The organism is Arthrobacter sp. E1SS-5 (genome assembly GCF_057073715.1).
Map to the genome: position 1 here is coordinate 2686806 of NZ_CP172703.1, position 13585 is coordinate 2700390.

Below are 13585 nucleotides of genomic sequence, written 5' to 3' on the forward strand. Positions count from 1 at the left end.
CGCCGGGCTGACGGTTCAGGGGCAGTTGGATGCTGCAAATTCCTGCGACAGACCAAGCAGGCGGCACCGGAATACATTCACAGTGGTAGATCAAACAGCAACTGAATGCAGGAGCAGATCAGGTAGGCGGAATTACCGCCGGTGCAAGTCCACCTTAGCACCTTCGACGTCCACTGCGAGCTTCAGCACGCGCCAGCCGATGTCCGGCGTGTTCTCCGCCGTGAAGGCTTCGATGAAGGCCACAGCGTCCGTGGCCTGCGCCTCTCCGTTGGCAAGCACCAGGACGGTTGGCCCGGCACCGGAAACCACTGCGGCATAGCCTGCCTTGCGGAGGGCGGCAATCAGTGCCGCACTGGGCCGCATGGCCTCCGCGCGGTAGCTCTGGTGCAGGTAGTCTTCCGTGCCCGGCAGCAGGAATTCCGGCTGCTGTGTGAGTGCGTGGATCAGCAGCGCTGCCCTGCCGGAATTCATTGCCGCGGCGTGGTGTCCCACCGAGGCCGGCAGCAGTGCCCTGGCGGCTTCGGTGGAGAGCTCGAAGTCCGGCACCGCCACGACGGGGATGACGGACCCGGCAACCGTGGCACTGGTGCTGCTGTACTGCTCACTGTCCTGCCATGACAGCGCCAGTCCGCCGAAAATCGCGGGTGCGACGTTGTCCGGGTGGCCTTCCAGTTCGCTGGTGAGCTGGAGGATCCAGTCCTTTCCGCGGCGGCTTTCCGCGGGCACCATGGCGTTGGCAGCCGAGACTGCGGCCACCACGGCCGACGCGGAGGAGCCCAACCCACGGCCGTGCGGGTTGACGTTCCGGGCCGTCACCTTCAGGCCGCCGTGGCGGTAGCCCAGCCGCTCAAACGCCGCGTCCATGGCCCTGATGACCAGGTGGCTGGCGTCCCGCGGCAGGGTGTCGGCACCCTCGCCGCTGAGCTCGAACACGAGTTCGTCCGTATCCAGGCTTTCCACCGTCAGTGTGTCGTGCAGTGCCAGCGCCAGCCCAAGGCTGTCGTAGCCGGGCCCAAGGTTGGCCGTGGTAGCGGGAACGCGGACGGTGACGCGCTGGCCCGGCTCAATCAGTTGCAGTCCGACGGCGGCCTGCGAGGTGGTGTCCAAGGCTATTTTTCTTCCAGTCCCAGCTCAGCGGCTACGGTGACGACGTCGTTCGGAACCTTGACCGGCTGGACGTCACTGCCGTCTTCGGTACGGAGGGCCCACTGGGGGTCCTTGAGTCCGTGCCCGGTAACGGTGATGACGATCTTCTTTCCGCTGGGAACCTCGCCGGCGGCATGCTTCTTGAGCAGGCCTGCCACGCCGGCGGCGGAACCGGGCTCCACGAAGACGCCTTCCTTCGATGACAGCCAGCGGTGGGCATTCAGGATCTCTTCATCGGTAACGGCATCGATGAGCCCGCCCGATTCGTCACGGGCGCCCACCGCCCCGTCCCAGGAGGCGGGGTTTCCGATGCGGATGGCGGTGGCGATGGTATCCGGTTCGGTGATGGGGTGGCCCGCAACAAAGGGTGCAGCCCCGGCGGCCTGGAAGCCCCACATGGCGGGGGTCTTGGTGGACACCGCGGGCAGGGTGCCGGCGGTGTCGGACTCGAAGGGAGCAGAGTATTCCTTGTAGCCCTTCCAGTACGCGGTGATGTTGCCGGCGTTCCCGACGGGCAGGACGTGGATGTCGGGTGCGTCGCCCAGGGCGTCCACCACTTCGAAGGCGCCTGTCTTCTGGCCCTGGATGCGGGCAGGGTTGACGGAGTTCACCAGGAAAACGGGGTAGGACTCCCCCAGCTTGCGGGCGATGTCCAGGCAGTTGTCAAAGTTGCCGTCCACCTGCAGAAGGGTGGCGCCGTGGGCGATCGCCTGGCTGAGCTTGCCCATGGAGATCTTGCCTTCCGGCACCAGGACGGCGCACTTCAGGCCGGCAGCGGTTGCGTAGGCGGCGGCGGATGCGGACGTGTTGCCGGTGGAAGCACACACCACTGCCTTGGCCCCTGAAGCGACGGCTGCAGTCATGGCCATGGTCATGCCGCGGTCCTTGAAGGAGCCGGTGGGGTTCATGCCTTCCACCTTGAGGTAGACCTCGGAACCGGTCAGTTCAGAGAGCTTTTGTGCGTGCACCAGCGGGGTGCCGCCCTCGCCCAGGGTGATGACCCTGGTGGACTCCGTCACGGGCAGACGGTCAGCGTATTCGCGGATGACACCGCGCCATTGGTGAGCCACTTAGACTCCTTCTACCCGCAAAACGGATGTAACTGAATTGATGACGTCCAGGCCCTTCACGGCCTCGACGGTGGCTGCAAGGGCAGCCTCTGACGCGCGGTGGGTGACGATCCGCAGTTCGGCCGATTCCACCTTGGAACCGGCATCGCGGTGGATGGTCTGCCGCATGATTTCAATGGAGACGCCGTGCTCGGCGAAGAGCTGCGCGATTTTGGCCAGCACGCCGGGCTGGTCCGCGACATCCAGGCCGATGTAGTAGCTGGTGGTGGCTGCATCGATGGGCAGGGCGGGGACGTGGCCCGTAGTGGTTTCGGTTCTCCCGGGACCGCCCAGGACCAGCCGGCGCGCTGCGGAGACAAGGTCGCCCAGGACGGCGGAGGCGGTGGGGGTTCCTCCGGCGCCCTGGCCGTAGAACATCAGTTCACCGGCGTTCTCAGCCTCGATGAACACAGCATTGAATGCACCACGGACTGCAGCGAGGGGATGTTCACGGGGCAGGAGGGTGGGGTGCACGCGGACGGACACGCCTTCCTTGCCGTCTGCATCAACGAGTTTCTCCGCGATGGCCAGCAGCTTGATGACGAAGCCGGCGTCCTTGGCCGCGGCGATGTCGGAGGCGCTGACGGACGTAATGCCTTCGCAGTGGACATCGTCCAGGGAGAAGCGGGTGTGGAAGGACAGCGAGGCGAGGATGGCAGCCTTCGCGGCGGCGTCGTGGCCTTCGACGTCGGCGGTGGGGTCCGCCTCCGCGTAGCCAAGCCGCTGGGCTTCGGCGAGGGCGTCGGCAAACTGTGCGCCGGTGGTGTCCATCTGGTCAAGGATGAAGTTGGTGGTGCCGTTGACGATGCCCAGCACCCGGGTAATCCGGTCGCCGGAGAGGCTGTCGCGGATGGGCCGGAGGATGGGGATAGCTCCGGCGACGGCGGCCTCGTAGGACAGCTGGACGCCTGCTTTGTCGGCCTCTTCGTAAAGCGTGGGGCCGTCCTGGGCCAGGAGCGCCTTGTTGCCGGTGACCACGCAGGCACCATTGCGCAGTGCGGAGAGGATCAGCGTGCGGGCCGGTTCGATGCCGCCCATCAGCTCGATGACCAGGTCGGCGTCCTTAACCAGGGTGTCGGCGTCGGTGGTGAAGAGCTCCTGGGGCAGGTCCACGTCGCGGGGGGCGTTGACGTTGCGCACTGCAATCCCGCTGAGCTGGAGTCGGGCTCCGGTGCGGGCGGCAAGGGCATCAGCGTCCTCAATCAGGATCCGCGCAACCTGGGCCCCAACGTTGCCACAGCCCAGCAGGGCTACTTTCAGCGTTCGCATTTCCGTCATTCAGGCTCCCATGTCGCGGCTCAGCAAATCTTCTTCGGTTTCCCCGCGGACAATCAGCCGGGCAGATCCATCGCGCACCGCGACAACGCCCGGCCGGGCCAGATAGTTGTAGTTGCTCGAGAGGGCCCAGCAGTAGGCGCCGGTTCCCGGGACAGCGAGCAGATCACCGGCTGCCACGTCCTCGGGCAGATATACATCTCTAACAACTATGTCGCCGCTCTCGCAATGTTTGCCCACCACGCGGGACAGCTGCGGGGCCGCGCCTGAGGCGCGGGAAGCCAGGACAGCCGAATAATCCGCGTCGTACAGCACCGGACGGGCGTTGTCGCTCATACCGCCGTCCACCGAAACATAGCGGCGGGGATACGTAACGTTGTTGCCCGCGTCACCGTCGCCGGAAGCCCCGGGAGCGTCCACGCGGACGGTCTTCAGGGTGCCCACTTCATAGAGGGTGAACGTGGTGCTGCCCACGATGGCGCGTCCGGGCTCGATGGAGATGCGCGGCGCGCCGATGCCCAGCTCGGCGCAGGTGGAACGCACGACGGCGGCCATGGCGTTCGCGATCTCGGCTGCGGGCCGGGGCGTGTCCACGGGGGTGTAGGCAATGCCGTAGCCGCCGCCGAGGTCCAGTTCCGGCATGGTGATGGAGTACTTTTCCTGCATGGCGGCCAGGAAGCGCAGCAGCTTCTCGGCGGCCATGGCGAAGCCGTCCGGCTCGAAAATCTGTGAGCCGATGTGGCAGTGCAGGCCCAGCAGATCGATGCCGGGGTGCGCCGCTGCCGCTGCCACCGCTTCCTCGGCGGCGGAGACCCCAGCCTCGTCCGTGGTGTCCGCTGCCATGGAGAGGCCAAACTTCTGGTCCTCGTGGGCTGTGGCGATGAATTCGTGCGTGTGGGCGTGGACGCCGGGGGTGAGCCGCAGCATGACCTTCGCCTGCTCCCCGCGGGCCTGCGCCAGGGCACCAACACGCGCGAGTTCGTCCAGGCTGTCCACCACGATGCGGCCCAGCCTCATGTCGAGCGCCCGGTTGATTTCGGCGTCGGACTTGTTGTTGCCGTGCAGCGCAACGCGCTCCCCCGCGATGCCGGCGCGTGCTGCCACCGCCAGTTCGCCGCCGGAGGCGGTGTCCAGGCGCAGCCCTTCCTCCTCCACCCACTTCACCACGGCGGTGCAGAGGAAGGACTTTCCGGCGTAATAGACGTCCACGCCGCCGCAGATATCGGCGAAGGCAGCGCCGAAAGAGTCCTTAAAGGCGCGGGCACGCGCCCGGAAGTCGGCCTCGTCCATGACGAACAGGGGCGTGCCGAACTGCTGCTTAAGGGCATCGACGGAAACTCCCCCGACGGCGAGTGCGCCGTCGTCGTTCCGCTTCACGGTCTCGGCCCACATCGGTTCCTGAAGGGCATTCAGGTCCTTCGGGACCGCAAGCCATTCCGGGGCAAGCGGGGAGGCGGCAGTGCTGGTGTCCTGTGCAGTCATGGTGCTTACATCCGTTCCGGCGCGGACACGCCGAGCAAGTCAAGGCCGTTGGCCAGTACCTGGCTGGTGGCGTCGTTGAGCCACAGCCGGGTGCGGTTGAGGTCGGTGACGGGTTCTTCACCCATGGGGGCGATCCGGCAGGCGTCGTACCAGCGGTGGTAAGCACCGGCGATGGCCTCAAGGTGCCGTGCCACCCGGTGCGGTTCACGCAGTTCCGCGGCCTTGGCCACAATCGACGGGTAGCTGCCCAGGTGGGACAGCAGTTCGTTTTCGGTTGCATGGTCCAGGAGCGCAGCGTCAAAGCTGTCCTGGCCATCCATCTGCCGTTCGACGCCGGCAGCCACGGCGTTGCGGGCTGCGCCGCGGGAGCGCGCATGGGCGTACTGGACGTAAAACACCGGGTTCTCGTTGCTGTGCTTCTTCAGCAGTTCCGGATCGAGCGTCAGCGGCGAATCGGCGGGGAACCGTGCCAGCGAGTAGCGCACCGCGTCCTTGCCAAGCCAGTTGATCAGGTCCTTGAGCTCAATGATGTTGCCGGCCCGCTTGGACAGCTTGGCGCCGTTGACGGACACCAGCTGGCCAATGAGCACCTCGATGTTGACTTCGGGATCGTCGCCGGCGGCGGCGGCGATGGCCTTCAGCCGGTTGATGTAGCCGTGGTGGTCGGCACCCAGGAGGTAGATCTTTTCCGTAAACCCGCGGTCCTTCTTGGACAGGTAGTAGGCGGCGTCGGCGGCGAAGTAGGTGGGCTCGCCGTTGGCGCGGATCATCACGCGGTCCTTGTCATCGCCAAAGTCCGTGGTCCGCAGCCAGACCGCCCCGCCGTCGTCGAACACGTGGCCCTGTTCGCGCAGGCGCGCCACGGCACTTTCGATGGCGCCGGCGTCGTGCAGTTCCTGCTCGGAAAAGAAGACGTCGAACTCAACGCCAAAGTCTGCCAGGGTGGCCTTGATGTCCTTCATCTGGGCTTCGTAGGCGGCGGCGCGGATCACCGGCAGGGCGGCAACCTCGGTGAGTTCCCGGATGTCCGGATGCGCCGAAAGTACCTCATGGCCCAGGTCGGCGATGTACTGGCCGGGGTAGCCGCCGTCGGGCACGGGAAGGCCGTGCAGCCGGGAGTACACGGAGTTGGCGAAGGTGTTCATCTGCGAGCCGGCGTCGTTGATGTAGTACTCCGCCGTGACGTCGGCGCCGGAGGCGCGCAGCACGCGCGCAATGGAGTCGCCCAGTGCGGCCCAGCGGGTGTGCCCGATGTGCAGCGGCCCGGTGGGGTTGGCGGAGACGAACTCCATGTTGACCGTGTGCCCGGCGAGCGCGGTGTTGGTGCCGTACTCCGTGCCCGCCTCAACAATGGCCTTGGCGAGGGCACCGGCGGCTGCGGCGTCCACGGTGATGTTCAGGAAGCCCGGGCCGGCGATGTCAACGGCAGAAACACCGTCGATGGCCTTGAGCCGGCTGCTAAGGATGGAGGCGAACTCCCGCGGGTTGGTTCCCGCCTGCTTGGCGAGCTGCAGGGCAATGTTGGTGGCCCAGTCGCCGTGCTCCCGGTTCTTGGGTCGCTCTACGCGCACGTCGGCCGGAATAGCTGACACAGCAAGGGCAATATCGCCGGCGGCGACGGCGTCCTTGAGGCAGGCGGATATGGCGAGGGAAAGTTCTTCGGGAGTCACCCCTCTAGCCTACCGGGGGCCAGTGACAGCAAAGAATTTGGCGGCAGCGGCTGCGCCCGAACTGAGGCCGCTCTGCCCCGTTCGGGGTGGGTCCCGGCGACGGTTTTCCCTTGCGGGCCACCTTCCTGCTAAGCTCTAGGACGTCCCGCCGGGAACGGCAGGATATCCGGATTGCCCTCGTAGCTCAGGGGATAGAGCGTCTGCCTCCGGAGCAGAAGGCCGTAGGTTCGAATCCTACCGAGGGCACAAAGAAAAACCCCGCCGCTTCAGTGAAGCGGCGGGGTTTTTCGTTTGCCGTCCGGGGCATGCCGTCAGAAACGCAACGCTGCCTCGTCCATCGTGGCCAGGGTAAGCACGGCTTCCTCCACCGTTTCGTGGTCCTCCAGCTCACGCTCGATCCGCCGCAGCACCACCGCGACCTCGTGCTCCGGATGGTTCCCCTGGAGATCCACGGCCGCTACGAGGTACAGCTTGCGCGGGCCCACGAATTCCAGGTGCAGGTAGGTGAGCCGGGCGATGTCCTGGTGCTCCAGTACCCGGCGGGCCATGGACCGCTCAATATCAGGTGTGACGCCCTGCCCCACCAGGAAGCGCCTGTTGCGGTCGATCAGGACGACGGCGACGACGGCGAGCAGCACGCCGACGACGATCGAACCGATCGCGTCCGGCAGCGGTGATCCGGTGACCTGGTGCAGGAACACGCCCGCGAACGCCACGACGAGGCCGATCAGCGCTGCCGCGTCCTCGGCGAAGACGGCGCGCAGGGTGGGGTCGGAGCTGATGAGGACCTGTTCGAGCGTGTGCCGTTCCAGCTCATGGGCCGCCTTCCGTGTTTGCCGAAAGGCCTGGACAAAGGAAATCCCTTCCAGGACAAAGGCCACGGCCAGGACCACGTACGCCACCGCGAAGTCAGCTGCCGGCTGCGGATCAATGATTTCCTGGACGCCGTGCATGATGGACACCACGGCGCCGGCGGTGAAGAGACCGAAAGCGGCGAACATCGACCATACGTAGGCTTCACGGCCGTAGCCCATCGGGTGGCTCTTGTCCCGGGGCCGGGCGGAGCGCCGCTCCGCAAGGAAAAGGAACACCTGGTTTCCGGTATCCGCCCAGGAATGGGCGGCCTCCGCGGCCATTGAGGCTGAGCCCGTAAGGACGGCCGCTACCGACTTCGCAGTTGCCACCAGGGTGTTCGCGGCGAAGGCGATGATGACCGTGAACAGGGTGGAGCCGGACTTTTCTCGCTTTTCGGTTTCAGCCATGCCGTTACCGTACCCACCAGGACCGGCAACAGCACCCGGGAGGGTGCACAATTCCTGCGGCGGGTTCCCGGCGATTGTCAGTGCCCGCTCCTAGGCTGAAACCACCTAGCTGAGGGAGTACGCCATGAACGTCCAGTTCTGTTCCATCGTTCCGCCCTACCTGCTGCGGCGCCTCGCGCAGCAGGATGCGCCCGGATTCTCTTCGGCGGCGAGCGCCGCCAGGAAGGCCTTGGGCCACGTCGAATCATTCCAGGCCGCGCGGGCCCAGGCTGTACCGGCCCTCCCGCCCGGCCTCCGGCAGGTGAAACCAGGACCAGTCAGCCGCACCATCTACGATGCTGCCGGCGAGGAAACGCTCCCCGGCAGGCTGGTCCGGGACGAAGGCGGGAAGGCCACCGGTGACGCCGCAGCGGATGAAGCCTACGACGGGCTGGGGAACACGCACCGACTCTACGCTGACGCGTTCGGACGCGATTCCGTGGACGGGCGCGGACTGAAGCTGGACGCCACGGTGCATTTCGGCAAGCTTTATGACAACGCCTTCTGGAACGGCAGCCAGATGGTATTCGGCGACGGCGACGGAGACGTCTTCCAGCGCTTCACAAAGTCGGTCAGCGTCATTGGACACGAACTGGCACACGGGGTAACCCAGTACTCGGCGGGACTTGCGTACCGGAACCAGGCGGGTGCCTTGAACGAATCAATGTCGGATGTCTTCGGTGCCCTCGTGGAACAGTTCGTGAAGAACCAGTCCGCCGCCGAGGCGAGCTGGCTTATTGGGGAAGGCCTCTTCACGGCCAAGGTGCAGGGACTCGCCCTTCGGTCCATGAAAGCGCCCGGAACGGCGTACGACGACGACGTGCTGGGCAAGGACCCGCAGCCGGACTCCATGGACTCGTATGTGCGGACCAGTGCAGACAACGGCGGCGTCCACATCAACTCCGGCATCCCCAACCGCGCCTTTTACCTCGTGGCCGATGCCCTGGGCGGCTGCGCCTGGGAGGCACCGGGCCGGATCTGGTACGAGACCCTGACCAACGGCTCACTGCCCGCCGCGGCCACCTTCACGGTCTTTGCCCGCGCCACGGTGCGTGCCGCCGCAGACCTTTTCGGCGCCGCCTCCCCGGAGCATGACGCCGTAAGGGCTGCGTGGGAAACTGTAAAGGTCAAGGTTTAACCACTGCCCTGCTGCCCGTCCGTGGCAGCGGGGCCAATTGGAAGCCCAGGGGCCAAGCCATGAAGATCAAGGTGGAGCGCACCGGCGGGATCGCGGCGATGACGAGGGTGTGGACGGTTGACGCCCGCACGGACAGCGACCTGAGCCAATGGCAGCCCATTCTGGAGGCCTGCCCATGGGATGCGGTTCCCAGCACCGCGCGGGCAGCGGCGGCCGCCTTCGAGGCGCCGCAGCCGGACCGCTTCATCTACTCCATCACGGCCGGGCAGCGGAGGGCTGCCCTCCCCGAACAGGCCGTCACAGGCCCGTGGCGCATCCTGGTGGACACCGCACGGGCTGCCTCTGAGGGGTCTGCCGGTGCGCACCGTCCCGGGCCGGACGATGATGCGGGGGACGGCAGCCCAAGCTGAAGGGCCGGCCGCACGCAGACGTCGCATAAAGGCCCGTTGGCGACGGCAGTAGACTGGTCTGCAGCCATGACTTTTCATATCTCCTATCCCGCCGAGCTGCCGGTTTCCGAGCGCCGCGAGGACCTGATGGCCGCCATAGCCGCCAACCAGGTGACCATCATCGCCGGCGAGACCGGCTCCGGGAAAACCACCCAGATCCCCAAGATGTGCCTGGAGCTGGGCCTGGGCGAGAAGGGCCTCATCGGGCACACGCAGCCCCGGCGGCTGGCGGCCCGGACGGTGGCCGAGCGCATCGCGGAGGAGCTCGGCGTCGAGATCGGCCAGGAAATCGGCTTCCAGGTCCGGTTCACGGGTGAGGTCAGCAAGGCGACCAAGGTCAAGCTGATGACCGACGGCATCCTGCTCGCCGAGATCCAGCGGGACAAACTGCTGCGCAAGTACAGCACCATCATCATTGACGAGGCGCACGAACGCAGCCTCAACATCGACTTCATCCTGGGATACCTCAAGCGGATCCTGCCGCAGCGGCCGGACCTGAAGGTCATCATCACCTCGGCCACCATCGATCCGGAACGGTTCGCCAACCACTTCGGTACCCCGGAAAATCCGGCACCCATTATCGAAGTCTCCGGCCGGACCTACCCGGTGGAGATCCGCTACCGCCCCCTCACGCAGGCGGCCGCAGACGATGAGGAGGCCTCTGACGATGAGCTCGAAGAGGACCGCGATCCCCTGGATGCCGTCTGCGACGCGGTGGACGAACTGGCAGCGGAAGCGCCCGGGGACATCCTGGTGTTCTTTTCGGGCGAACGGGAGATCCGCGACGCCGCCGACGCCCTGCAGTCCCGGATCCAGTCCAACCGGAGGCTGGCCAACACGGAGATCCTCCCCCTGTTCGCCCGGCTGAGCCTGCAGGAGCAGCACAAGGTGTTCCACCCGGGCAGCAAGCGCAGGATCGTGCTGGCCACCAACGTGGCGGAAACATCCCTGACCGTGCCGGGCATCAAGTACGTCATCGATACCGGTACGGCGCGCATCTCGCGGTATTCGCACCGCACCAAGGTCCAGCGCCTGCCCATTGAACGCGTCTCGCAGGCATCGGCCAACCAGCGCTCAGGCCGCTGCGGCCGTGTGTCCGACGGCATCGCGATCCGGCTGTACTCCGAGGAAGACTTCGAGTCCCGGCCCCGGTTTACGGATCCGGAAATCCTGCGCACCAACCTGGCCGCCGTCATCCTCCAGATGACGGCGATGGGCGTGGCGAAAGGCCCCAAGGATGTTGAGGAATTCCCCTTCGTCGAACCGCCGGAAACCCGGGCCATCAACGACGGCGTCACCCTCCTTCGCGAGCTGGGCGCCCTCGCCCCGCCGCGCCCCCAGGGCAAAGGCGGCAGGACCGAAGCAGCCGAAGGCCGGGGCGGGCAAAGGGGTGGCGGCCTAACCGCCGTCGGACAGAAACTCGCCCAACTGCCCGTGGATCCGCGCCTTGGCCGCATGATCGTGGAAGCCGGAAAACGGGGGTGCGTCCGGGAAGTCATGGTCCTGGCTGCCGCCCTCACCATCCAGGACCCGCGCGAACGGCCCACGGACAAGCAGCAGCTGGCAGCGGAAAAGCACAACCGCTTCCGCGATGAGAATTCCGACTTCACCGGCTACCTCAATCTCTGGAACTACCTGCAGGAGAAGCAGCAGGAACTGTCGTCGTCAGCCTTCCGCAGGTTGTGCCGTGCCGAATTCATCAACTACCTGCGCGTGCGGGAATGGCAGGACCTCTTTACCCAGCTGCGCCAGCTCGCCCGGCCGCTGGGCATCACGCTGGACAACAAGCGCCTGGCCGACCCCGTGGGCAACCATGACGGCATCCATATCAGCCTGCTCTCCGGGCTCCTGAGCCATATCGGCATCCTGGATGAGCGCAAGCGCGAATATGCCGGCGCCCGGGGCAGCCGGTTCGCCATCTTCCCGGGGTCCGCGCTGTTCAAGAAGTCCCCCACGTTCGTCATGGTGGCGGAGCTGGTGGAAACAAGCAGGCTCTGGGCCCGGGTGGCCGCAAAGTTCGATCCCCTGTGGGCCGAACAGGTGGCTCCGGACCTGGTCAAGCGCAGCTACAGCGAACCGCACTGGTCCACCAAGCAGGGCGCCGTGATGGCCTACGAAAAGGTCACCCTTTACGGCGTTCCGATCATCGCGCAGCGTCGCATCAATTACGGCCGCGTGGATCCGGTGGTGGCCCGTGAACTCTTCATCAGGCATGCCCTGGTGGAAGGCGATTGGCGTACCCACCACAAATTCTTCCACCGCAACCGCGCCCTCCTGCATGAGGTCGAGGAACTTGAGGCCCGCATGCGCCGCAGGGACCTGCTGGTGGATGACGAGACGCTGTTCGAGTTCTACGACGCCAGGATCGGTCCGGACGTCGTCTCCGAGCGGCACTTCGACAAATGGTGGAAAGATGCCCGTCGGGAAAACCCGGACCTCCTGGATTACGACAAGTCGCTGCTCCTGAGCGGGGACGCTGACGACCTGGACGAATCCAAGTACCCGAAGACCTGGCTGCACAAGGGCTTCGAGCTCCCGCTGACGTACGAATTCCATCCGGTGGCGCCGGGTTCTGCCCCCGACCCGTCGGACGGCGTCACGGCCGAAGTGCCGGTCCTGTTCCTGAACCAGCTGGATGACGCGCCGTTCCGCTGGCTGATTCCAGGCCAGCGTGTGGAGCTGGTAACCGCCCTGATCAAGTCGCTGCCCAAGCAGGTCCGGAAGAATTTTGTTCCCGCGCCCGATGTTGCACGGCAGGCGGTGGCCCTCCTCGAATCGGACTTCGATCCTGCCAGGGACGAGCTGGAACCGTCGCTGGAACTTGCGCTGCGGCGGATTCGCGGCGCCATCATCCCGCCCGGTTCCTGGAACTGGGACGCCGTGCCCCCTCACCTGCGGGTGAGTTTCAAAGTGGTGGACAGCAAGGGCGAAGTCCTGGGCGAAGGCAAGGACCTGGCGGAACTGCAGGAGCGGCTTGCCCCCGCCACCCGCCGCGCCATCGCCGAATCGCTCGGCGCTACCCCGGCCTCCGCAGCTGCCGGCACGTCCAAGCGGCACAACGGCAAGGTGTCCGACGGCGGACCGGCCGCACGCCAGCAGGGTGCCAGGGTGCCGGCAGCCCCTGCCGGGGCCGGGTTCGTGGAGCAGGAAGGGCTGACGGAATGGGCTGTCGGCACCATCGAGCGCCGGGTGAGCAGCATGGTCAAGGGCCACACTGTCACCGGTTATCCGGCCCTGGTGGACCAGGGCAAGTCCGTGTCCCTGCGTGTGTTCCAGACCGCCGAAGAGCAGCTCGATGCAATGCGCGGCGGCGTGATCCGGCTGCTGGCCCTTCGTGTTCCGGCACCTGACCGGTACGTCCTGGAGCACCTGAGCAACACCGAGAAGCTCACCTTCAGCCAGAACCCTCATGGTTCGGTGTCCGCCCTCATCGCGGACTGCGCGCTGGCGGCCATCGACAAGCTCACGCCCGTGGAACTGCCGTGGGACCGCAAGGCTTTCGATGCGTTGTACGAGGTGGTGCGCGCGGAACTGATCGACACGGTCTTTTCGGTCACTGCCGTCGTGGAGCGCATCCTGTCCAGCACCCGGCGGATCGAAAAGCAGCTCAAGGGCACCACCAGCCTGGCCCTGATCAGCGCACTGAACGACATCAAAAGCCAGCTTGAGCAGCTGGTGTATCCCGGCTTTGTAGCACGGACGGGCTACGCGCAATTAAGCCAGCTGCCGCGTTACCTGGCTGCTATAGAGAAGCGGCTGGAGCGCCTCCCCGGAAACGTGCAGCGGGATGCCCTGAACATGGCGGTGGTGCAGCGGCTCGAAGATGATTACGACGACGCTGTTTCGGCGCTGCTGCCGGGACGGGGTGCCGGACGGGAGTTAACCCAGGTGCGCTGGATGATCGAGGAACTCCGGGTGAGCCTGTTCGCCGTCGAACTCGGCACGGCCTATTCGGTCTCCGAGAAACGCATCCGCGCCGTACTCAACAAGGCGCTGGCACCGGCCTAGCAGCGGC

General features: G+C 66.1%; 9 protein-coding genes and 1 tRNA gene. 4 read left to right on the top strand and 6 right to left on the bottom strand.

Annotation, left to right across the window (positions count from 1 at the left end):
• Nucleotides 1-132: 132 nt before the first annotated feature.
• Genes thrB through argS form a run of 5 tightly spaced genes read right to left on the bottom strand, consistent with a single transcriptional unit; the run spans nt 133 to nt 6682 of the window.
• Nucleotides 133-1107, bottom strand: coding sequence for a homoserine kinase (thrB, locus tag ACIGJD_RS12485; RefSeq protein WP_483686453.1), 975 nt, complete (start codon nt 1105-1107; stop codon nt 133-135).
• Between the two features lie 2 nt (nt 1108-1109).
• Nucleotides 1110-2216, bottom strand: a complete 1107-nt coding sequence (thrC, locus tag ACIGJD_RS12490) for a threonine synthase (protein ID WP_142133418.1) — start codon at nt 2214-2216, stop codon at nt 1110-1112.
• Nucleotides 2217-3533: a homoserine dehydrogenase gene (locus ACIGJD_RS12495; RefSeq protein ID WP_142133417.1), complete on the bottom strand. Its 1317-nt coding sequence runs from the start codon at nt 3531-3533 to the stop codon at nt 2217-2219. It abuts the gene before it with no gap.
• Nucleotides 3534-5012: a diaminopimelate decarboxylase gene (gene lysA / locus ACIGJD_RS12500; RefSeq protein WP_483686454.1), complete on the bottom strand. Its 1479-nt coding sequence runs from the start codon at nt 5010-5012 to the stop codon at nt 3534-3536.
• Between the two features lie 5 nt (nt 5013-5017).
• Nucleotides 5018-6682: an arginine--tRNA ligase gene (gene argS, locus ACIGJD_RS12505; RefSeq protein WP_483686455.1), complete on the bottom strand. Its 1665-nt coding sequence runs from the start codon at nt 6680-6682 to the stop codon at nt 5018-5020.
• Between the two features lie 173 nt (nt 6683-6855).
• Here argS and ACIGJD_RS12510 point away from each other — a divergent pair.
• Nucleotides 6856-6928, top strand: a tRNA-Arg gene (locus ACIGJD_RS12510).
• Nucleotides 6929-6993: 65 nt separating this feature from the next.
• Here the strand turns inward: ACIGJD_RS12510 and ACIGJD_RS12515 are convergent.
• Nucleotides 6994-7944: a cation diffusion facilitator family transporter gene (locus ACIGJD_RS12515; protein WP_483686456.1), complete on the bottom strand. Its 951-nt coding sequence runs from the start codon at nt 7942-7944 to the stop codon at nt 6994-6996.
• Between the two features lie 124 nt (nt 7945-8068).
• Between ACIGJD_RS12515 and ACIGJD_RS12520 the strand changes: the two genes are divergently transcribed.
• From ACIGJD_RS12520 to hrpA, 3 genes are all read left to right on the top strand, one after another.
• Complete coding sequence (locus ACIGJD_RS12520) at nt 8069-9121, top strand: M4 family metallopeptidase (RefSeq protein WP_483686457.1); 1053 nt, start codon at nt 8069-8071, stop codon at nt 9119-9121.
• 59 nt (nt 9122-9180) lie between these two features.
• On the top strand, nt 9181-9531 hold the full coding sequence (locus tag ACIGJD_RS12525) for a protealysin inhibitor emfourin (protein ID WP_483686458.1): 351 nt from the start codon (nt 9181-9183) through the stop codon (nt 9529-9531).
• A 66-nt stretch (nt 9532-9597) separates the two neighbouring features.
• Nucleotides 9598-13578 carry an ATP-dependent RNA helicase HrpA gene (hrpA, locus tag ACIGJD_RS12530; RefSeq protein ID WP_483686459.1) on the top strand — a complete coding sequence of 1327 codons (3981 nt, stop codon included), beginning with the start codon at nt 9598-9600 and terminating at the stop codon, nt 13576-13578.
• The last annotated feature ends 7 nt before the right edge of the window (nt 13579-13585 follow it).